This is a genomic window from Bordetella tumulicola (assembly GCF_965138755.1).
In the GTDB taxonomy this organism is placed as follows: domain Bacteria; phylum Pseudomonadota; class Gammaproteobacteria; order Burkholderiales; family Burkholderiaceae_B; genus Bordetella_A; species Bordetella_A tumulicola.
Map to the genome: position 1 here is coordinate 73431 of NZ_CBCSFP010000003.1, position 20436 is coordinate 93866.

Here is a 20436-nt window from a genome sequence, read left to right on the forward strand (position 1 = left end):
ATGGAAGCTTTGGCAACACACGCTTGTGACGCGGCCAAACAGCAGATAATCACTGGGGCGGAACGCCTGGAATGTAGCCCGGGCGGCCCGCTTGCCTGAGCGCCGGTATCGGATAGGCAGACCGGCGCAAGAGAGCGAATTTACCGCGTTGCGGCATTGCGAGCAAATCGGGCGTTGGCATATTTCCCACAGTCATCCGGCCCCAAAACCCTCCACATGTTTCTATACTGGCGAAATCGCCCCTGAAAATGCCTCCGCTCATGGACTTTCGCATCGCCAGCATTCCCCGCTTTCTCTATAGCCATTACTTCTTTGGCGGCGTGCGGCAGGGCGTGGGCATGCTGTTGCCTGTGCTGATATTGGGTGGCGTGTTTGGCGAGTATGGCATTGGCCTGGTCGCGACCTTTGGGGCGCAGTGCCTGGCGATCATCGACCAGCCGGGCGGCCCGCAGCGACACCGTATGAACGAAATGCTGGGCGGCGCCCTGTTGGCGACCGCCGCGGTCACCATTACGGGAGCGGCCTCGACCTACCCGCTGTTGTTGTGGTTGGCGATTATCGCCCAGTGTTTCGTGTTTTCGATGTTTTCCGTGTTCGGCAAACGCGGCGGGCTGATCGGATTTGGCGGGATGCTGATCATGACGCTGACCATGCACTCCCCATTGGCGCCCGAACAAGTGCTGGCGCACTCGCTAGCGACGTTGGGGGGCGCCCTGTTTTACCTGGCCTTCAGCCTGACGTTCAGCCGTCTGCTCTGGCTGCGCGAAGAACGCCAGGCCATGTCGGTGGCGCTGTTTGCCACCGCCGACTATATGGCCGCGCGCAGCCGGTTTTATGACGAGACCACGGATCTGGACGATTCGTATCGGGCCTTGATTCAGTCGCAATCCATCATGACCGAAAAACATCAAGCGGCCCGCGACATTGTGCTGCGTACCCTGCCACGCGGAGGCGGGCATGGCGACAATGAACGGATCATGTTGTGGAACATGTTCGTCAACATGCTGCAGTTGCTCGATACGCTCGTCGCGTCGCATACGGACTATGCCCTGTTGCGGCGCGCGCTGGCGGGCCATGATTGCTTGCTCTTCATGCGTGACGCACTGGCCAAAATGTCGGTCGAAGTCGATCGCATTGCGCTGGATGTCTCTCGCGGCAAGACGGCGCAGCACCGCAGCAGCACCAAAGCGGAACTGCGCGCCATCGAGTACGAGATTGAGCAATTCAAGCAACAAGGCATGGGCGAACGCGAGCCCGAAACACTAGCCCTGATCGTGCAAGTCCTGCGACGCTTGCGCAATGCCTCGCGCATTGTAGGTAAGCTCGCCGATCACACAGCGGCACGCAGGGATGCCGAGCCCACGAGCGAACTGCGTATCGACAAATCCCTCACACAGTTCATGTCACGCCAGGAACTACGCCTGGGAATGCTCACCAGCAACCTACGCCTGGATTCGCCCTATTTTCGCTATGCGGTGCGCGTCGCGCTGGCCGCCGCCATCGCCTTGGGAATTGTTGGGCAACTGATCACGCCACAACTGTTTGCCGCCCATAGCTATTGGGTGTTGCTGACGATCATCATCATCATGAAGCCCGGCTTTGCGCTGACCCGCCAACGCAACGGCTGGCGTCTGATGGGCACGTTGATCGGCTGCATTCTGGCCTTGCTGATTTTCCGGATCACGAGCCGTCCCGAAGCTCTATTCGCTGTGCTGCTTGTGGCCTGCATCATGGGCAACAGTCTGCTGCAGCTGAACTACATGGCCAGCGCGATCTTTAACACGCTGTTCGTCGTGATGGTCTTTCACTTTGTCGCGCCGGGCACGGTGTCCATGGCGGTCATTGGCGAACGCGCGATCGATACCGCCTTGGGTTGCGCGATCGCCCTGATATGCAGCTACGTGCTGCCATGGTGGGAGGCACGCTATATGAAGCCATTGGCACGGGCGGCCACCAATGCCAACCGCGAATACCTGTCCACGGGCTTGCGCTATGCCGCAGCCATGCAGGCCGCCAACGCAGCGGGTACCCCCGTGGCCGAGTCATCCACGGCAGAGCCGACTGAGATTGCCTGGCGCCTCGCGCGCAAAAACGTGCATATCGCATTCAGCAACTACGCCGAAGCCTTCTACCGAATGATGAGCGAACCTCAATCACATCAATTGAATGTGCCGGAGTACAACAACCTGTTGATCCAGAATCACATCATGGCCTCGCAGATCACAGCGGCCATTCCGCTGCTGGCAAGCTTGAAAGAAACCCCCGCTGCGATGCAGCAGGCGCTGACCGGCATGGTGGATTTGCTGGATGACAAGAGCCCTGCACCGATCGACTTACCGAACCAATTCGATACGACGGGGGACATGGCCGCGCTGGCCTATCCACTAAAACAAATGTTGCGAGCGTCGACGCAAATACGGCGGGAAATGGCCGGGGTCGCCGATCCACCCCAAAGCCGGCCGGCGACGGCAGCCGCCGCATAGGCCGTTTATCGGGTTGCACCGGCCCAGCCCATGCCGACCCGTACATGGCTGGGCCACTCGCGACCGAGCAAGGCACCCCCTCAGCGGCGGCGGTGCGCGCCTGGCCAAAAATACCAGACCGCCGCGATGACTTGCAGCGCCAGCACAACGCCCCACGCCGTCACATGCGCGACGGGCGGATAGACGCCGCCCTGCCCCGGCCACCAATCCACAACCCACCCCATGCCGACCTGACACGCAAAGATGATGAGGAACATCACCAAATTGGTCGTCGACGCGACGCGCCCCAACAACTCTGGCGGGAACTCGCCCGCCAACAATGCGTAGACCAGGATATTGGCGGATCCAAACACGCCATAGCAGACCCAGAGGATTTCGAGCGGAATCGGCGCACGCAACACGATCAAGGCTTGCGTCAAGAGATACAGCAGCAGGCATACGCCACCAAATCCATACAGCCCCAAGCCCCAGCGTTCCATACGGCGCGCCATGATGCCCAGGCCGACGTTGCCCGCCATCATGGAAAAACCCAACAGCGATACCAACCGGGCGGCATGCTCGACATCGACCCCATTGACGTCAGTCAGATAGGGACGCACCCAGAGAGACTGCACGCCGTAATACACACCACCGGCCATCGCGGGCAGAGACACCAGGCGCCAATACCGCGCGTCGCACAGCAAGGCCCAGGTGCCCCGCAACTGCGAGGCCAGGCTCGGCGCTTGGCGGTGACGAGTCCCCTCGCGCGGTGCGCCAAACCAGATCAGTACGGACACGACGACGGTCACGACCGCCAAGCCCATACTGATCACCTGCCATGACGTATAACCCAGCGCCCAGGAGAGCGGCGATCCGACCAGCACGCCGCCGAGGCCTCCGATGGCCATTACCAAGCCATTGATCATGGGCAAACGCGATAACGGGTGCGTTTGCGCCAGCGCCTGAAAAGCCGCCCCCAGACACACGCATACCCCCGCGCCGATCAGCAACCGCCCCACCATCAGGCCAGCCAGAGAGTCGGACAATCCATACACCAGGGTACCTGCCGCGGCCACCAGCAGCATGATCGCGTTGACCCGCCTTGGCCCCCAGGTATCCAGGAAAATCCCTGCGGGAATCTGCATCAGCGAAAAGCCCAGAAAATACAGGCTCGTCAACGTACCGAGATCCGATGCGGACAGATGCAGCTCTTGGGTCAGAATCGGCCCAAAACCAATATTGACCCCGCGGAACAGGTACGAAACCAGGTACCCCAGCGAGAAAAACAGAAAGACGCGCAGTCCGGCAGACATCAATATGCCACGCGTTAAATCTTGCGGCGAAACACCAGTTTGTCGGCGCTGGACACCGAGGCGTCGTAAGCGTAGCCCTCAACGTCGAACTTGCGCAGGCCTTCGGGTTTGGAGACCTTATGCTCGATGGCATAACGCGCCATCAACCCGCGCGCATGCTTGGCATAAAAGCTGATGACCTTCCAGGCGTCGTTTTTCCAGTCCTGAAACACGCACTGCACGATGCGCGCCTTCAGTACCGATTTATCAACGGCCTTGAAGTATTCCTCCGATGCCAAATTCACCACAACGGGTGTTTTTTCGCCAGCCAGCCGTTCGTTCAGATAATCGGCAATCGTGCTGCCCCAATACTCGTATAGATTTTTGCCTTTGGACGTTGCCAGGCGGGTACCCATTTCCAGACGATACGGCTGCATCAGATCGAGCGGACGCAGCACGCCATACAGGCCACTGAGAATGGCCACGTGCTCTTGCGCCCACGCCAGACGGGCCGGTGACAAGCTACTGGCTTGCAAGCCCTCGTAGACATCGCCATTGAATGCCAACACCGCTTGACGCGCATTGTGCTGCGTGAATTTACGCGTCCACGCGCCATAACGGCTGACGTTCAACTCGGCCAGGGCCGGGCTGAGACTCATCAGACCAGAGACCTCCGATGCCGACAGCTTTTTCAGACCTTTGATCAGCCCCGCTGCCTGGTCCACGAACAAGGGTTGCGTGTGGGTTTCGATATGAACCGGCGTGTCGTAATCCAATTTTTTGGCAGGGGAAAGCAAGAACAACATATGCCAAAGCTCCTTGATCTGATCTTATAGAAAGATATTTTGTGTGAATGCTTAACGTGCCGTCCGGCCGCCCTTGAGCGATTGCACTGTCTTGTCCACCAATCGGGTTGCAACCAGTTGGCAAGACCGGGCTCAAGTTTACCTGCCCAACCCGGGACAACCCACCTGAGCCACACCCGCATTGGGGGTATACCTACGCTTGTCTTCTTCCAAAATTTTCAGGTACAATACTTGGCTTTGCTGCTCTACGTATATCGGCGCGCGACCATGGTGCCGTTTGATCAAACCCGTACAGCACCGCCGGAGAGGTGGCAGAGTGGTCGAATGCGCCGGACTCGAAATCCGGTATACGTTTAGGCGTATCGTGGGTTCGAATCCCACCCTCTCCGCCAGTTTAAGTTCTACAGAAATCCATAGAAGTCCACAAAACCCGCATGAACACTAGGTTCTGCGGGTTTTTTGTTATCTGGACATCCAGGCTGATCTGTTGACAGCTACAAGACTCTGACGGTATGTTGAACGGTATCTGAACGACCGTCAGGAGAGATACCGTCATGGCGTTATCGGATATCACCGTACGGCAGGCCAAGCCGAAGGATAAGCCCTATAAATTGGCTGATGGTTCCGGGCTCTATCTGCTGGTCAACCGGGCGGGCAAGTATTGGCGCTACGACTACCGCTTCGGCGCCAAGCGCAAGACCGTGGCCTATGGGGTGTACCCGGTCCTGACCCTGGCGGCAGCGCGCGATGTACACCTTCAGACCAAACGCCAGTTAAAGGCCGGTATCGATCCGATGGCCGAGCGTCAGGAAGAACGTCAGGTGGCCAGCCTGACGTTTCGCAAGGTGGCGCAGCAGTGGCGCGAACAGTGGAAAATCGGCAAAACCACGAAACACGATACCGATGTTTGGCGACGCCTGGAGATTGACGTTTTTCCCGCCATTGGCGACAAGCCCGTCACGGAACTGACTACTGCCCATGTGCGGGACTGCGTAAAAGCCATCGAACAACGCGGCGCACTGGATATTGCCAAGCGGCAATTGCAGAAATGCAGCCAGATCATGCGCTATGCCGTAGCCCACGATATTGCCGAGCGCAATCCGGTGGCCGATGTGCAGCCGGCAGATATTCTGCCCACCCGCAAAAAACGCAACTATGCCAGGCTGGACGCTAAAGAGCTGCCGCAATTGCTTGGCGACATTGACAATTACGTGGGCGGCGAACATACCCGGCTGGCACTGCAATTGATGGTGCTGACGTTCGTGCGCACATCCGAACTGATCGGCGCAACATGGAGCGAGTTTGATCTGCCTGGAAAGCGCTGGAATATTCCGGCTGAACGGATGAAGATGCGTACGCCCCACATCGTGCCGCTCAGTCGCCAGTCCATTGCTGTGTTGAAAGCGCTGCGGGCGCTGTCCTTCGGGCGCGATTACGTCTTTCCCGCCGATACCGGCAAGCCCACGCACATGAGCAACAACACGATTCTTTACGCGCTGTATCGCATGGGCTATCGAGGCCGCATGACCGGCCACGGTTTTCGCGGCATGGCGTCCACTATTTTGCATGAGCAAGGCTGGCCTCACGCCCACATTGAACTGCAATTGGCGCATCAGGAGCGCGATGACGTGAGCGCCGCCTACAACCATGCGCTGTATCTGACGCCCCGGGCGAAGATGATGCAGGCCTGGGCGGACCACGTAGGTAGGCTGCGTATGAGCAAGGTCGTCGCTATGCGCACGGCGGGTTGATACTTGCTGCTCGTAACGAGTGCGGTGGAAAAATGGATCCGTGAACGGGCCAGCCCTCGAGGTGATAACCGTGCGATCTACGCACCGATCAATACGGGTATGGAGCAGATCGCATTGTCGCCTGACCTGTCAGCGAGACTGCGATGAGATGGGAGGTAACGGGCCGCTGTGGCCCGACCTTTGGAGGCTTCTCATGTCAGACCATCATCATCACCACTACGACCCACCGGGGCACACTGCCCTGTTTGCCACGCCCGCCGCACTCATGCTCGATACCCGGCTCACGCCGCTGGAGCGCAATGCCTGGCAAGTCCTGCGCATGCTACGCGGTGCCGACGGTGTGAGCCCACTGGCGAGCCTGGGGCAATTGCGCCGCTATCTGACCACCACGCCCTTGGGGCTGCGTGCGGGCTACCTGACCGCGCGACGCGTGCTCGTCGTGCTGCGCCTGACCGGTTGGATCAGCCTGGTGGGGCAGCAGCGGGACCCCATGACGGGCCATGTTCTGAGCGAGCGGTATCAGGTGCATGAGCTCGCATTGAGTTTTGCACAGGCCTGCGAGCGGGATGCTGGCTTGGCGCAACTGTTGCACGAGTCCGTCGACGGCGAAGACAACCAGGTGGATCGCGTCGCCATGCACATCCGGGAAACGTTGGAGCAAACGCCCACGGCGAGCGATAACGACGCTCGCAAGCCGAGCCACGACGACGAGCCGCCCGGACCCATGTCGCCATCGCCAGCGGACCAGGACGCTGCCCAAACACCGGCGTTGGAGGATTCCGTCAGCAGCATGGAGAGTCCGCTGCAGACCGGCCACGCCCACCAGATGCCGCCTGAGCAAGACAGTACGTATAAGACGTATATGTATAAAAAACGTACGTACCGCGCACGCGCGTATAAGGAGGGCGGCTCGGTATCCTCCCCTGTGGCCTTGCCGCCTTGCCTGAGGAACGCTAAAACCGATCAGCAAAAAGATGTGCAGGCCGCCTTGCGTCGGCTGCCGCCTACGCATCGCCAAGAGGTGCTGGACGAACTGCAGGCACGCAGCCAGAGCGGCACCGTGCGCAATGTCATTGCTTACTTTTTTGGCCTGATCAAGCGGGTGCTTGCCGGAGAATTTCGCTTGTGGGCGGGCCGCAAGGCGGAGCAACCCGCCAGCCTGCCACAACAGCCCGGTGCGAGTACAACGGCGGCGACCCCGCGTCTGGGCACCCGTCCAGAGCCACCCATGCAGCCCGCATCGCGCGAAACCGCGTTTGCGTACCTCGCTCACCTGCGCAAGACGCTGAATATGCCGGAGCATGCGGGCGAGCTTGCCACGCAAGTGGTGCAGGCCAAGGGCTGGCGGCCGCGTCCTGCCTAGGGCTCGGGCCTTGACCAAGAGGCGCGGCCTCTTGGAACACCGTTCTCGCCGAAGGGCAAGGGTGCGGGGGGACAAACATCCCCTGCACCCAGCCGACAGGCTGATGCGCTGCGTGGGCGCCAATGGTGCGCTTACGCCGGGTGCTCACCCGTTCGGAGCTCGCCTGCGGCTGCGCGCCGCTGCGGCTTGTGCGCCCGCCATTGACCCCCACTACGCGCCGGCTGCCCTGGCCGATGCACGCCATCTGTGTGGAGGCTGCCGCAGTGGCTTTGCACGCAAGCTGCCTGTGCAGGCGTGACATGGGAACCATGGCATCCCTGTGCAGGTAGCCGACAAGGCCGAAGGCCGCGTCAGTGCCGCAGGTAAGGGGCTAGCGCGAACGCTGCCGCAGCGCTTTTTGCCGCAGCACGGCACCGATGCCGCGACATGGGCCGTCACTGCACGCCGCAGTGACGGCCCCACGCACCCCAGCAACAATACGGGCAAAACCGAATCCTATTGTGTGCGGCATACATGATGATGGCTGTCCTACACTGACCGGACAGTTGCCAAGACCGATGGGCTTCATACATCGGCCCCCCCAGCAGCGCGGGTTCCTTCAAGCGCTGGCCCGTCAGGGCGGAACCCACCCAGGTATGCCCAGGCTCCTGCTGCATACCGGCCCCTACCCATGGGGCGGAGCCTTCTTTCATCTGTTCGTACTCATCCTTTTTCGCGCCCACGGCGCACTGTCCCTCGCGGCCATATCTTGCGCGTAATGCGTAGGGTTGCAGCGGCTTTCTTATCCCACTCACTTTCAAAGGAGGATTCATCCACACGTATCGCGTTTTCATCTTGTAGTTCCTCCGTCCGGTCTTCCAACAGGAAGCAAGACGGACGCCTCATCCGAGGCTCTGGTGTCTCCTGAACACCATGCCCTTGCCCTCACGGGATCTCGCCTAGCGAGTTGGCACTAACACTAACCATTGAGTTTCAGGACAACACGACAGTACCGACAACACGTTCACCCAGAGACGGAAAAATGGATGACTTGACCTATACCCTGCGCCAGCTTTGCCAGCGCAACCGCGACGGCAGTCACACCACCCAGGCCGACCGCACACGCTCGCTGACGTTGGTTGCGCGGCAACTGCGCGAGGCCGGTTTCCGACAGATGAAGGCCCCATCGCTCAAGGGAAAGCATGTCGAAGCCCTTTTAGAACGTTGGCAAGCTGAAGGCTTGTCCGCTGGCACCATCAAGAATCGACTTTCGCATCTGCGTTGGTGGGCCGAGAAGATCGGCAAGGCGGGCATCCTGCCGGCGGACAACACGCAACTGGGCGTGGCCGAGCGCCGCTATGTGACCAATGTCAGCAAGGCACGCGAACTGGGCACAGGTCTTGCTCACGTTACCGATGCCCACGTGCGTATGAGCCTTCAGCTACAGGCCGCCTTTGGATTGCGCCGGAAAGAATCGCTCCTCTTCCAGCCCCGTTATGCAGACAAAGGAGACCATCTCGCCCTGAAAGGCTCATGGACGAAAGGTGGAAGGGAGCGAATCGTACCAATTACCACGCCTGCCCAGCGTGAGGTGCTGCAAGCGGCGCACCGTCTGGCGGGAACCGGGTCATTGATCCCGGCGCACAAGAACTACATCCAGCAGCGGCACGTCTACGATGGGCAGTGCAAGGCAGCGGGCCTAAGTCATATGCATGGGCTACGTCATCAGTATGCGCAAAGCCGCTATGAGGTCTTGACCGGCTGGAAAGCCCCTGCGGCGGACGGACTGTCAACGAAGCTCCTGACGTCTGCGCAGCGCGTGCAGGATGCTCACGCGCGGCAAACCATTAGCCAGGAGCTGGGGCATGAAAGAGCACAAGTCACCGCTACCTACCTCGGGAGGTAGCTCGGTTTCTGAACAAACAATGGGGGCAAAAGATTTACCAGTACCGACGCTCAGTGCTGCGCCAACCGACCAGAGGCTGGCTACAATTCCAGGCATTTTTTTTGAAAAAAACAATGTACTGAATTAAGAGTTGATCGTGTGCGTCCGAGCCGGGGACTCGCACAGCGATCATTCCACATATCCGCGGGAGGAGAGCTCGCGTCAAGCCCCTGGTGTAGCTGACGTAGGACCTAATCTAATCGCCAAACTAGGGCAGCCAAAGTCACGGCGAGCACTGGCAACGTCAACACGATACCGACCTTGAAGTAATGCCCCCAGGAGATGACGGTGCCTTTGCGCTCGAGTACGTGCAGCCAGAGTAGTGTGGCCAAGCTTCCGATGGGCGTGATCTTGGACCCCAGATCGCTACCGATGACATTTGCGTAGATCATAGCCTCTTTCACTACTCCGTCGGCTTGCCTAGCATCAATCGACAATGCACCTATCAATACGGTGGGCATGTTGTTCATGACAGAGGAAAGAAAGGCTGCCAGAAAGCCTGTGCCGAACGTCGCGGCCCACATGCCCTGCTCTGCCAATCCCGACAACATGTCGGCACGAAGATTGCGACAGCTGCTATCATGAGAAATTATTCGTATGGCTTTTCTTAGTTTGGAATTTATGGGTACCGTCCTGGCCCGATGCCGTCGTACTTGAACGATTCTTGTGGTATCTATAGGGCCAAACCCGTACCCATATAGGCGGTGGCGATGTGCTTCATCGCGCTGCATACCATCGCTTTTCCAGGATTTACCGTGTCCCTAGCCAAATATCGCGAACGCCTGGAATCCTGGCAGATCTTCGTCTACTTCGCGGCCGTCATAGTGGCTTTGTGCCTAGCGTGGCAATTGCCTGGAACAGTGGCGCTGGCGCCAGCTATCGATCCTCTGCTGGCCTTCATGCTTTTTGTGACCTTTCTGCAGGTACCTCTGACGGAGTTGCGGGAGGCTCTATCGAACGTACGCTTCCTGGGCGCGCTGCTAACGGCGAACTTCATAGCGGTACCGCTACTAGTTGTCGTGCTGCTACCCTGGCTGCCTGCTGATCCGCTGCTACGCATAGGCGTCCTGCTGGTACTACTGACACCATGCATCGATTATGTCGTGACCTTCGCACACTTGGGGCGCGCTGACGCTCGGCCACTGCTGGCCTCCACGCCTGTGTTGTTGATTGGGCAAATGTTGCTCCTACCAATCTTCCTCGGATGGCTCTTGGACCATACGGCAGCTGACCTGGTGAAATGGGAGCCATTCATGCATGCCTTTATCTGGCTGATTGCCGTACCGCTGGTCCTGGCCGCTGCCTGCCAAGCCTGGGCATCGCGCGGGAGACCGGGCCAGGATATCGTGAACATGCTGGGCTTACTACCGGTGCCAGCCACCGCGGCGGTGTTGTTCGTCGTCGTAGCCGCAACGACACCGCAACTTGGACATGCACTGGGTGTCGTGCGTACTGTTGTGCCGATCTATGTCGTCTTTGCTATCACTGGACCGCTTTTGGGTTGGTACGTGGCGCGTGCTTGGCGGCTGCCCACCGCCCAAGGGCGTGCCGTGGCATTCAGCGCCGCCACCCGCAATTCGCTGGTGGTTCTGCCGCTCGGGATGGCCATTCCAGGCGCCGTTCCCTTGATTCCTGCGGTGATCGTCGCGCAGACGCTAGTTGAGCTCATCAGTGAACTGGTCTACGTGAAGCTGCTTCCGCGTATGGGAGCAGGGCCGAAGCTAGCGCGAGAGTAGCCGCGTAGGTTACCGTCTGAAGTCAACCCCTCCCGTCAATGTCACGGCGCACTGGGCTTGCTGGCAGATTCGTCCAGTCCCGCAGGGGCGGTGGATCGAGACTGCGTGGAAGCGCGACAGATCGCCGAGATAGCCCCCTTCTAAGTCCATAAAATTGAGGCTTCAACCTCGTATGCAAGAGTTTGCTCGCAAACGCGCGTCTATCCGAAACGACCGGTAATCTAGTCAGAGGTTTGCTGCTGCTTCGAATTGGTAAATATGTCGCCAATCGCGCTCATTTCAATGAGTCCGCCGGCACACATAAATCCGGTGAAATCTGAGCATCTGGCCGCCTGATCGGTCAACATGAAGGACATCAAAGCGCCCATCAAGGCAACATCAGCCTGGTAAATAATGCTAGGCCCTTGTCGGCCCCCCAAACTAGGCCCGCGCGCCAGCTGCGATACCGTGTTGTGGGGTCCACCCACGAGTTCTGCAATCGTTCCTGCTGCGGCACCTTCGGGCTCTCGGCTCACCCGCAGGCGAAATATCTCTAGGCGCGTCGGCGGAGACAACGCGTGAAAGGCGCTTAATGCGTGCTGAAAAGACATTTCTCCGTGTGGAGGATCAGGGTTGAAATGGCTGGCAACGGCTGGCGATGTAGGGCGTACTGTAGACATATTGGCGCAAATAGCGTCATTGATTCTGTATATCCAGACAGACCATATCGCAAACATGACAGATTGGTGTCAGCAACAATCCAGCAATCATCGTGGTTGCACGCAGACTATCGCCGGAGTCCCGCGGTCAGCCGGAGACCATTCCACCGAGTTACTGCTCGCCTCTGGCGTTAGGGCCTCATTGTCCGCCTGCTGAAAGGCAGCAGGCGGGTTATTAGTCGACAGGCATGGTCCTGACGGACAAGTGTCGCGGTGTCTAAGCCGAGTTGGCACTCTCCACGGCCTTGCTAGCCTCGCCCAGAATTTCGCGACCACCTTTGGCCGCGATAACCGACACAACCAAGCCAAGAATGAGGTCCGGCAGATTGGAGTCCAGCCCCAATACCAGGGCACCTGAAAGGACAATTCCGAGGTTGACGACCGAGTCGTTGCTCGTAAAGATAGTTGACGCCTTAAAGTTGACGTCCTCTCCGCGATGGCGCTTTAGCAATCTCAAGCAGATGATATTGAGTGCCGCATTCGCTGCGGCCATCGCCATCATTGCCGGACCCACTGGTGCCTCGCCACCAAAGAACCGCCGAAGGACCTCAGCTGCCAGCATCGCCGCCAAGGCAATCAACAGCCAGCCCGAGAGACGGACGGCTCGGATTTTTATCGCCTGTGAACGTCCAACCGCATAGAGGCTGACGCCGTACACGGACGCGTCGGCCAGATTATCCAGGGCAGCTCCAATTAGTGCAGTTGAAGAAGCCCACATTCCAACCACGACCCCAACTAAGCACTGGCTCAGGTTGATAATTAAAACAAGCAACAAGATCTTACGATCGCCCATTGAGCGGTCATCAAATTTGTCGCTCTCATCACTGCCGTTGCTGTCGTTCATTGACAATGCCCAGATAGTTTCAAAGGGATGAACTAAAGGTCTTGAGTGATTCGCCTAAGCAGTGGCGGAATTCAAAACCTCCGAAAACGCCTACCGAATCGGGATGCCTTCATAAATCAACAACGATTAATCTTGAGGCGTCGGTATTTGAACCATTCAATATGAGGCAGAACAAAGCTGCCCATCACACGTTACTGCTGCCGTTTGTGGCGGCCCACTGCTTCTCCGACTGCATTTGAAAGCTCCTGGGGCGTAAGCTTGTCAAGTCGGCTTCCCTCGACGAAGAATGTGGGAGTGCCCTTTATACCTACAGCGTTGACGTCTTTCGCGTCGGCCTCAATGATTGCGCTGACGGCTCCGTCCTGCATATCAACGCGGGCTTTCGCTTCATTCAGGCCCGCGCGTGCCGCAGCGCTCCATGCAGCAGCGACGTTTGGATCGTCATGCCATTCTGGCTGCGCGTTCAGCACTGCCTCTAAAACCGGGAGAAAGAGCTCCTGCTTACGAGCCGCCTCGAGCATTCTCACCACTGGCTCGGATCCTTTGTGAAGCAACACATAGCGCAACACCAAGCGGACGTCGTCTGGGTGCTTCTTCAAGAGTTTTTTAACGTGTGGATAAAAAGCACGGCAGCCTTCGCACGAAGGATCAAAGAACTCGACGATGGTTATAGGCGCATCGAACCGCCCAATCACAGGGGAATGAAAGCGCACTAGCAGTGCTCCGCCCTTACGCGCGACGGATTGCTGGATCGTTTTCGATTCCGGCGCACCCGTTAACCGTACAGATAGGACGGCGACAGCAAATACGATAAGCGAAGCTGCACCGATGGTGATGATAAGCAGACGTCGATTCATTGTTGGAATAGTGTCGGGCCGTGAAAAGGGAGGCTACGATCATAGTAAACGCAAGCAGTGAGAGAAACGGCAAGGGTACAGAACCAAAGATCGTCATGGCGGCACCTGAACAGGAGCTATCCGCCGAACAAACGGAGATCTCCGGCTCAATCACATGCCAGTACAACAGCGTGTGATAACCTGCGATCCCACCGCCGACTAGCGCCAAGGGTGAGGCGTAACGCCAGATCCCATAATCCTCACGATAGCAGGCGACACCTAGTATCCAGCAGAGCGGAAACATGAATATCCGCTGGTACCAACACAATACACAGGGGGTCTGCCCCAACACTTCGCCAATGAAAAGGGCAGATAATGTTGCGCCCAGCGCAGTTGCCCATGCCAGAACCAGGCCGGCCCAGGAGCGTCGATTGTGGTTCCCTTCTGAAGCAGCGGCGACGATCACGAAGCATTCTCCCTAACGGTTCTGCGCGTTACTACGCAAGCTGAATGCCTCGTGTAGATTGCGGCGCATGCGGCCCTTCAGCAGTTAGCAAGGTCGTCGTACATCAGCGGAGGTTTTGGCCGACATTTCGGCCAAAACCTTCATACAGCGGGTGCATGCTTGGCTTGTTCAGACACCTCTTCCAGCTCCATCTCTTCTCTGTCGTGCCGGTGGACCAGCCGATACAGCGCCGGAAGCACGAGCAGGGTGAGGATCGTTGAGGATATGATTCCGCCAATCACTACTGTCGCCAAGGGCCGCTGCACTTCTGCCCCTGTCCCCGTTGCGATTGCCATAGGCACAAAGCCAAGCGAGGCTACCAGAGCCGTCATTAAAACCGGCCTCAGCCGGCTGATCGCACCCTCCCGTACGGCCTGGTCCACAGATCTGCCAGCTTCGCGCATCGAACGGATGAACGACAGCAATACCAAGCCGTTCAGTACCGCGACGCCGCAGAGTGCAATGAAGCCAACCGCGGCTGTGATCGACAGCGGAATACCGCGCAACCACAATGCCACTACACCGCCGGTAAGCGCAAATGGGATGCCTGTAAAGACGATCAAGCCGTCCCTAACGTTGCCAAACATGGCAAACAACAATCCGAACACTAACAACAACGCAGCTGGGACCACTATTCGGAGCCGGTTGGCTGCGGACTGGAGTTGTTCAAATGTACCTCCCCAGGAAGTCCAGTAGCCAGAAGGGACTTTCACCCGTGCTTCGATCTCGCTGGTTGCCTCGGACACGAATGAGCCCAAATCGCGTCCTCTCACATTGGCACTCACAACGATACGGCGCTTGCCGTCCTCTCGTGAGATCTGATTAGGACCTGGCGAAAGATCAAAGTCTGCTACCTCACTTAGCGGAATATAGGTCGTCTTTGAATCAGGCGCTGCAGGCAGTGCAATTGGCAGATTGCGAAGCTCCGCAATGTTTTCCCGCACTTTTTCCGGTAAGCGCACTATGATGTCGAAGCGTCGATCCCCTTGGAAAAACGTCCCAGCCTCGCGACCGCCCGCAGCAATAGCCAACGTATCCTGTATCGCAGCCATACTCAGTCCATACCGTGCTGCACGCGCACGATCGATGTTGACAGTAAGCATCGGCAATCCCGTAGTCTGTTCAACCTTCACCTCAGAAGCGCCAGGGATTGTTTCCAGAACTTCCGCGATCTCCGTGGCTGTCGCGTTCAGGACTTCGTTATCATCGCCAAAAACCTTTACCGCCACATCGCTGCGAACCCCCGAGATCAGCTCGTTGAATCTCAATTGAATGGGTTGCGAGAACTCGTAATTATTACCCGGAATTTGTGCTGCTTCTTCCTGAATCGCTGCCAGCAGTTCAGCATGTGACTTCCGTGGCGCTGGCCATTGATCTATAGGCTTAAGCATGATGTAGCCGTCTGAGATATTCGGCGGCATGGCATCCGAAGCAATTTCCGCCGTCCCCGTGCGCGCGAATACCCGTTCAATTTCTGGAAATTTCTCCTTAAGCCGGCTCTCGATTTGCTTTTGCATTTCGACCGACTGTGTGAGACTAGTTCCGGGAACGCGAAGGGCTTGGATCGCCATGTCCCCTTCGTTCAAGTTCGGAATAAATTCGCTACCCAGACGAGAAGCAAGCACGCCACAAACGATAACCAATATAGTTGCTGCGGCCAGCACAATTGGAGTGCGGCGCAGCGTGCCCTCCAGCAGAGGCTGATATCGACGTGTCGCCCACGTCATTAAGCGGTTTTCTTTCTCTGATACTTTGTTTCCCATAAAGAGTGCCACTGCCGCCGGCACAAAGGTCACGGATAGAATCATAGCGCCCAGCAGCGCGAAGACCACGGTCAACGCCATAGGATGAAACATCCGTCCTTCTACACCACTCAGCGCAAAAATTGGCAGGTAAACCACCATGATAATTAACTGCCCGTAGAGCAAAGGCCGGCGCGCCTCCCGCGCAGCCGCAAAAACCTCGTGAAAGCGTTCAGAGCGCGTCAGTGCCCGCTGCTGAAGAGCTTGAGCGTGGCTCAAACGTCGCACGCAGTTCTCCACGATTACGACTGCGCCATCTACGATGATGCCAAAGTCCAACGCCCCAAGACTCATCAAATTGGCACTGACTTTATAGGTGACCATCCCCGTGAAGGTAAACAGCATGGAAAGTGGGATGATCGCCGCTGTAATAAGCGCGGCCCTTATGTTCCCAAGAAATACAAACAAGACGACTATGACCAACGCCGCCCCTTCAAGCAGATTTTTCTTGACCGTGGCTATCGCCTTGTCAATCAAATTCGCCCGGTCATAAACCGTGACAGCTTTAACGCCGTCCGGTAGGGTTTTGTTGATGGAATCTAGCTTTTCCGACACTGCTTCGGAGACGGCAAGACTATTCTGCCCAATGAGCATGAACACCGTGCCGAGCACGACTTCCTGACCGTTATCCGTAGCCGCGCCCGTTCTCAATTCGCGGCCAATTCCTACGTCGGCAACATCCCGTATGCGAATTGCTTGCCCGTTGACCGAAGTCAGCACGATATTGCCGATATCTTCGATGGACTTGACCTGACCTGGCGCGCGTATTAGGTATTGCTCGCCCTTGCGCTCGATATAACCCGCACCAACGTTGGCGTTATTGCTTTCCAACGCCGTCATGACGTCGGCGAGTGTGAGCCCATATGATGCAAGCCGCTCGGTGCTAGGTGCGACTTGGTATTCCTTCGCAAAGCCACCAATGGAATTAACCTCGGTCACGCCGGGGATATTACGCAATTGTGGCTTAATGACCCAATCTTGTATCTCACGCAGATCCATTGGCGTATACGGGGAACCATCTTCTTTTCGGGCATTAGGCTCCGCTTCTACGGTCCACAAGTAGATTTCGCCCAAACCTGACGAAATTGGCCCGAGCGTAGGAGTTATTCCGGCCGGCAGGCTATCCCTGGCTTCTTGCAGGCGCTGGTTTACCAACTGCCTTGCAAAATAGATATCCGTTCCATCCTCAAAAATTACTGTCGTCTGAGAAAGACCATAACGTGACAATGATCGCGTCTGCTCCAACCCCGGAAGGCCAGCCATGACAGTTTCAATCGGATAAGTGATTCTTTGTTCAGTTTCCAGCGGAGAATAGCCTGGTGCCCCAACGTTGATCTGTACTTGCACGTTGGTGATATCGGGAACCGCATCAATTGCAAGGCGTGAATAGTTATATACACCGATGGCGGCCATTCCAAGTGTCAGGAATAGAACCATCCAACGCTGCTCGATTACAAAGCGGATGAGGCGCTCAAACATGGTCTCTCCGCTTCAATGTGCGTGATCGGCACTGGCTTTGCCGAGCTCCGACTTTAATGTAAAAGCGTTTTCAACAGCGTAGCGAACGCCAGGCTCCAGGCCTCGCGTTATTTCAACCATCGAGTTGGAACTCTTTCCAACCGTGATCGGCTGCGCCAGAAAGCCACCGGGGACCTCGATGAACACAATGGACTGTCCATCAACTGTGTGAACGGCATCTGCGTCGACACCGACCGCGACCTCCGAGTCGTCGGTAATCACCTGCACCGTCACAAAGAGGCCCGGTCGCCAGGCGGCTGCCGGGTTGTTCAAAGTAACGCGTGCCGTCGCCGTGCGCGTCTGCTGACCGAGCAATGATCCGATGTAGGAGACTTTGCCCTGTGCAGTTGCCTCGAACGCAGTGGATGACACGATGGCGTCCTCTCCGATGCGTACCGAGGCCAGATCTTTGGGAGCAATCACAAACTCCGCCCAGACGTTGCTTAAGTCCGAGATTGTGAATATGCTGGCGTTATCTGCAAGTGCCTCCCCAAGTGCTATGTGCTTCTCCACTATCATTCCATCAAATGGTGCGCGAACCTCCAACAGCGCGAGATCTTTCGTCTGCGGGAGTGCGCCCACTGCGCTCAATTTCTGCGTAGCATTTTCCACGGCGATTTCGGCCTCGTTTAATGCCGCACGTGCGATTTGGTAATCCTGCTCTGCGGAAACCTTTTCGCGCCATAGGCGCCTCTCTCGGGCATGCGTCTGTGCGGCCAATTCTCGTCGCTTTGTGGCAGCCAGCCACTCGCTGCGCAAATCCGATAACGACGCACTGGAAATCACGGCCAGAAGCTGGCCCTTCTTAACTTGTTGCCCTAGGTCGGCTGAAACGCTTTCCACCACACCCGCCATCCGCGGCACTACGTGCGCGGTACGATCGGCATTGAACTTGACTTCCCCGGGGAATTGGGCAGACGTCGGCAAAGGTGCAGGGCCCGCCACCGCGACTTTGATACCAGCAGTCTTGACCTGCTCCGGCGATAGGGAAATCCTGCCCTCCTCTTTCTCTAGAGAAGCGCGGACGACCTGTTGATCAGATAAGTGGACGTCGGCTTCAATTTTAAAGAAGTGGGGCTCCGCGATGGATTGCACACTAACCAAATCGCCACCTTCTTTGCGAAATGTGAGGCTCTCCACTTCTCCATTCGGACGCGTCAACTTCGCAACCACCTCCCCTGGTTCTACTGCAATCGGCTGCCCTTCGGCATACCCCCAAACCTTCAGGCGAGGCTCTCCTCCCTCTTCGCTAAGCAGCAGTTCCACCCCAAATGTTTCGACGGACGTGAGCGTACCGCCATTTGGGCCGGCGGCCTCGGCCATTTTGGTGGGGCTTGCAGGAGTGCTCTCGTGCTCTTCATGGTCATGTTCATCCTGAGCAGCGTACAGAGGGCCAGAGCCCGTAAGAAACAGCACAAAAATCGCTACCGCGTACTTGACATGCTTTGCGATGCTCGAATATCCGTTGTTCAACATATTGTTTTCTCTACTGGACTCAACGTCCAAGGATCCGCTGGATTTCAGAATGGGCTTGGTATGCTAATGCCACTACCCTGAGGTATGCGATGTTTGCGTCTGATAATGTACGTTGCGCGTCCAACACGTCGAGAAATCCAAATTTCCCTGCCTCAAATCCCTTGCTGGCTGACTCAAACGCTTGCGAGGCTCCCGGGATAACCGACCCTCGGTAATCACGCGCCGCCGCGACGGCAAGATCGAACTGAGAAACAGCTTTTAGTAAGTCTGCCGTCAGTCGTGCCTGCAAGTCCCGATATGTGTCCCGGGCCTTGTAAGCCTGCATTGAGGCGGCGTACACATTGCCTTGATTTCTGTCGATGATAGGTAGAGGGATGGAAATACCGATCTGCGGCTTGTTGCGTCCGACCTCATTGTCACGAGCAACACCTACGCTGACCGTGATATCTGGATAGCGCTTACTCTTCTCGACTTCGATTAACGCCTGTCCCAAGTCGACCGCCATCCGACCCGACTGCAAAATAGGCGACCCCGCTAACTCCGCGCGGAGTGCATCCAAGGTCCCTCTCGCCGGAAGTAGATCGATGTCTGCCTCTACCGAATCAAATTTTGGATCGTTTTCCCCCCAGAGAACGGCTAAATTTCGGCGGACATTCAGCAAGTTTTCTTTCGCCGCTCGCGTCTCAATCCGAGCGTTTGCCAATGCCACTCCGGCCTTGCTGCTCTCCAAAGGAGGAGCTTTTCCTGCAGCGACCCTACGCTCTGCTAGGCGCAGCGCACTGGCCGCAATCTCAACATTATCGTCCGCAACGCGCACTGATTCTTGCGCTACGGCCAGATCGAAAAATGCAGCGATTACGGCGGCGCGCAGCGTTGCTCGGGCGCTATTTACGTCCTGCTTTGCAATGTCACGCGAAAGCTCCGCCGCAGTGACGCGCGCGGCACGTTTGCCGCCGAGCTCGATGGGCATGTTGAGCAAGGCGGTCGTCGTACGCGTGGCCTCCTGAGTATCGTCGACGCCAATATCGAGGGACGGATTTGGCATAAGTCCAGCCTGGGTAACAAGACCGTCGCCTGCGGCAGCCTCATATTTAGACGCGGCAAGCATCGGATTGCGCTCCAGCGCCATGCTCAACGCCTGCTCGAGTGTCAGCAAGCGCCCATCAACGCTTACCGTATCTATAGGCGCCGCTTTAGCAAGAAATGAGTCGAGTTTCGCAGGCTCTTTGGCCTGCGTCGAAGTGACGAGCAACAGGGCCGCGATGGCCAGCGGCGGCGAGAGTAGACGCATTTTTTACCGTAAGGAATTTAGGCTTGGCGAGGACTTAGCTGGACCGATCAGGTCGGGCCATGTTTCACCGGCGGGATCACAGGCAGATAGCCGGCACTGTAGCTAACACGCCTCGTCAATATCTCGACAGAA

At 57.5% G+C, this 20436-nt stretch carries 14 protein-coding genes, 1 tRNA gene and 2 pseudogenes; 8 read left to right on the forward strand and 9 right to left on the reverse strand.

The window, feature by feature from the left end; all coding sequences use genetic code 11:
- The first annotated feature begins 260 nt into the window (after positions 1–260).
- Positions 261–2483 carry an FUSC family protein gene (locus tag ACNAZS_RS10595; RefSeq protein ID WP_415789036.1) on the forward strand — a complete coding sequence of 741 codons (2223 nt, stop codon included), beginning with the start codon at positions 261–263 and terminating at the stop codon, positions 2481–2483.
- A gap of 80 nt (positions 2484–2563) precedes the next feature.
- On the opposite strand, the gene ACNAZS_RS10600 is transcribed toward ACNAZS_RS10595, so the two are convergent.
- Positions 2564–3775 (reverse strand): MFS transporter, encoded by a 1212-nt coding sequence (locus ACNAZS_RS10600; protein WP_415789038.1) that lies wholly within the window; start codon positions 3773–3775, stop codon positions 2564–2566.
- A gap of 14 nt (positions 3776–3789) precedes the next feature.
- Positions 3790–4560, reverse strand: coding sequence for a peroxide stress protein YaaA (gene yaaA / locus ACNAZS_RS10605; RefSeq protein ID WP_415789040.1), 771 nt, complete (start codon positions 4558–4560; stop codon positions 3790–3792).
- Between the two features lie 302 nt (positions 4561–4862).
- Between yaaA and ACNAZS_RS10610 the strand changes: the two genes are divergently transcribed.
- The 6 genes from ACNAZS_RS10610 (at position 4863) to ACNAZS_RS10635 (ending at position 9559) form a co-directional block, all read left to right on the forward strand.
- A tRNA-Ser gene (locus tag ACNAZS_RS10610) sits at positions 4863–4952 on the forward strand.
- A gap of 162 nt (positions 4953–5114) precedes the next feature.
- Positions 5115–6311: a tyrosine-type recombinase/integrase gene (locus tag ACNAZS_RS10615; RefSeq protein WP_415789042.1), complete on the forward strand. Its 1197-nt coding sequence runs from the start codon at positions 5115–5117 to the stop codon at positions 6309–6311.
- A gap of 193 nt (positions 6312–6504) precedes the next feature.
- Positions 6505–7674 carry an STY4528 family pathogenicity island replication protein gene (locus tag ACNAZS_RS10620; RefSeq protein WP_415789044.1) on the forward strand — a complete coding sequence of 390 codons (1170 nt, stop codon included), beginning with the start codon at positions 6505–6507 and terminating at the stop codon, positions 7672–7674.
- Positions 7675–7777: 103 nt separating this feature from the next.
- Positions 7778–7972 (forward strand): hypothetical protein, encoded by a 195-nt coding sequence (locus ACNAZS_RS10625; protein ID WP_415789046.1) that lies wholly within the window; start codon positions 7778–7780, stop codon positions 7970–7972.
- Between the two features lie 21 nt (positions 7973–7993).
- Positions 7994–8191: a hypothetical protein gene (locus ACNAZS_RS10630; RefSeq protein WP_415789048.1), complete on the forward strand. Its 198-nt coding sequence runs from the start codon at positions 7994–7996 to the stop codon at positions 8189–8191.
- Positions 8192–8695: 504 nt separating this feature from the next.
- On the forward strand, positions 8696–9559 hold the full coding sequence (locus ACNAZS_RS10635; RefSeq protein ID WP_415789050.1) for a phage integrase N-terminal domain-containing protein: 864 nt from the start codon (positions 8696–8698) through the stop codon (positions 9557–9559).
- A gap of 230 nt (positions 9560–9789) precedes the next feature.
- On the opposite strand, the pseudogene ACNAZS_RS10640 reads toward ACNAZS_RS10635, so the two are convergent.
- Positions 9790–10155 (reverse strand): annotated as a pseudogene (locus ACNAZS_RS10640) (ArsB/NhaD family transporter); the annotation flags it as partial.
- A 198-nt stretch (positions 10156–10353) separates the two neighbouring features.
- On the opposite strand from ACNAZS_RS10640, the gene ACNAZS_RS10645 reads away from it, so the two are divergent.
- On the forward strand, positions 10354–11334 hold the full coding sequence (locus ACNAZS_RS10645; RefSeq protein ID WP_415789052.1) for an arsenic resistance protein: 981 nt from the start codon (positions 10354–10356) through the stop codon (positions 11332–11334).
- Between the two features lie 915 nt (positions 11335–12249).
- On the opposite strand, the gene ACNAZS_RS10650 is transcribed toward ACNAZS_RS10645, so the two are convergent.
- The 6 genes and pseudogenes from ACNAZS_RS10650 to ACNAZS_RS10675 form a co-directional block, all read right to left on the reverse strand.
- Positions 12250–12882 (reverse strand): cation efflux transmembrane domain-containing protein, encoded by a 633-nt coding sequence (locus ACNAZS_RS10650; RefSeq protein WP_415789054.1) that lies wholly within the window; start codon positions 12880–12882, stop codon positions 12250–12252.
- A 185-nt stretch (positions 12883–13067) separates the two neighbouring features.
- Positions 13068–13733, reverse strand: coding sequence for a DsbA family protein (locus ACNAZS_RS10655; RefSeq protein WP_460475319.1), 666 nt, complete (start codon positions 13731–13733; stop codon positions 13068–13070).
- Positions 13734–13767: 34 nt separating this feature from the next.
- Positions 13768–14178: pseudogene (locus ACNAZS_RS10660) on the reverse strand (disulfide bond formation protein B); the annotation flags it as partial.
- Positions 14179–14318: 140 nt separating this feature from the next.
- The gene (locus tag ACNAZS_RS10665; RefSeq protein ID WP_415789058.1) at positions 14319–17498 is read right to left on the reverse strand and encodes an efflux RND transporter permease subunit; all 3180 of its coding nucleotides are present in this window, start codon (positions 17496–17498) and stop codon (positions 14319–14321) included.
- A gap of 12 nt (positions 17499–17510) precedes the next feature.
- The gene (locus tag ACNAZS_RS10670; protein WP_415789061.1) at positions 17511–19013 is read right to left on the reverse strand and encodes an efflux RND transporter periplasmic adaptor subunit; all 1503 of its coding nucleotides are present in this window, start codon (positions 19011–19013) and stop codon (positions 17511–17513) included.
- A gap of 19 nt (positions 19014–19032) precedes the next feature.
- A complete protein-coding gene (locus ACNAZS_RS10675) occupies positions 19033–20304 on the reverse strand; it encodes a TolC family protein (RefSeq protein WP_415789063.1) in 1272 nt (423 codons plus the stop codon).
- Positions 20305–20436 lie beyond the last annotated feature (132 nt).

Excerpts from the sequence above, each read along its gene's own strand:
- ACNAZS_RS10625 (WP_415789046.1), top strand. The coding sequence starts at position 7,778 with ATGCGCTGCGTGGGCGCCAATGGTGCGCTTACGCCGGGTGCTCACCCG.
- yaaA (WP_415789040.1), bottom strand. The coding sequence starts at position 4,560 with ATGTTGTTCTTGCTTTCCCCTGCCAAAAAATTGGATTACGACACGCCG.
- ACNAZS_RS10615 (WP_415789042.1), top strand. The coding sequence starts at position 5,115 with ATGGCGTTATCGGATATCACCGTACGGCAGGCCAAGCCGAAGGATAAG.
- ACNAZS_RS10655 (WP_460475319.1), bottom strand. The coding sequence starts at position 13,733 with ATGAATCGACGTCTGCTTATCATCACCATCGGTGCAGCTTCGCTTATC.
- ACNAZS_RS10620 (WP_415789044.1), top strand. The coding sequence starts at position 6,505 with ATGTCAGACCATCATCATCACCACTACGACCCACCGGGGCACACTGCC.
- ACNAZS_RS10665 (WP_415789058.1), bottom strand. The coding sequence starts at position 17,498 with ATGTTTGAGCGCCTCATCCGCTTTGTAATCGAGCAGCGTTGGATGGTT.
- ACNAZS_RS10675 (WP_415789063.1), bottom strand. The coding sequence starts at position 20,304 with ATGCGTCTACTCTCGCCGCCGCTGGCCATCGCGGCCCTGTTGCTCGTC.
- ACNAZS_RS10635 (WP_415789050.1), top strand. The coding sequence starts at position 8,696 with ATGGATGACTTGACCTATACCCTGCGCCAGCTTTGCCAGCGCAACCGC.
- ACNAZS_RS10670 (WP_415789061.1), bottom strand. The coding sequence starts at position 19,013 with ATGTTGAACAACGGATATTCGAGCATCGCAAAGCATGTCAAGTACGCG.
- ACNAZS_RS10600 (WP_415789038.1), bottom strand. The coding sequence starts at position 3,775 with ATGTCTGCCGGACTGCGCGTCTTTCTGTTTTTCTCGCTGGGGTACCTG.
- ACNAZS_RS10595 (WP_415789036.1), top strand. The coding sequence starts at position 261 with ATGGACTTTCGCATCGCCAGCATTCCCCGCTTTCTCTATAGCCATTAC.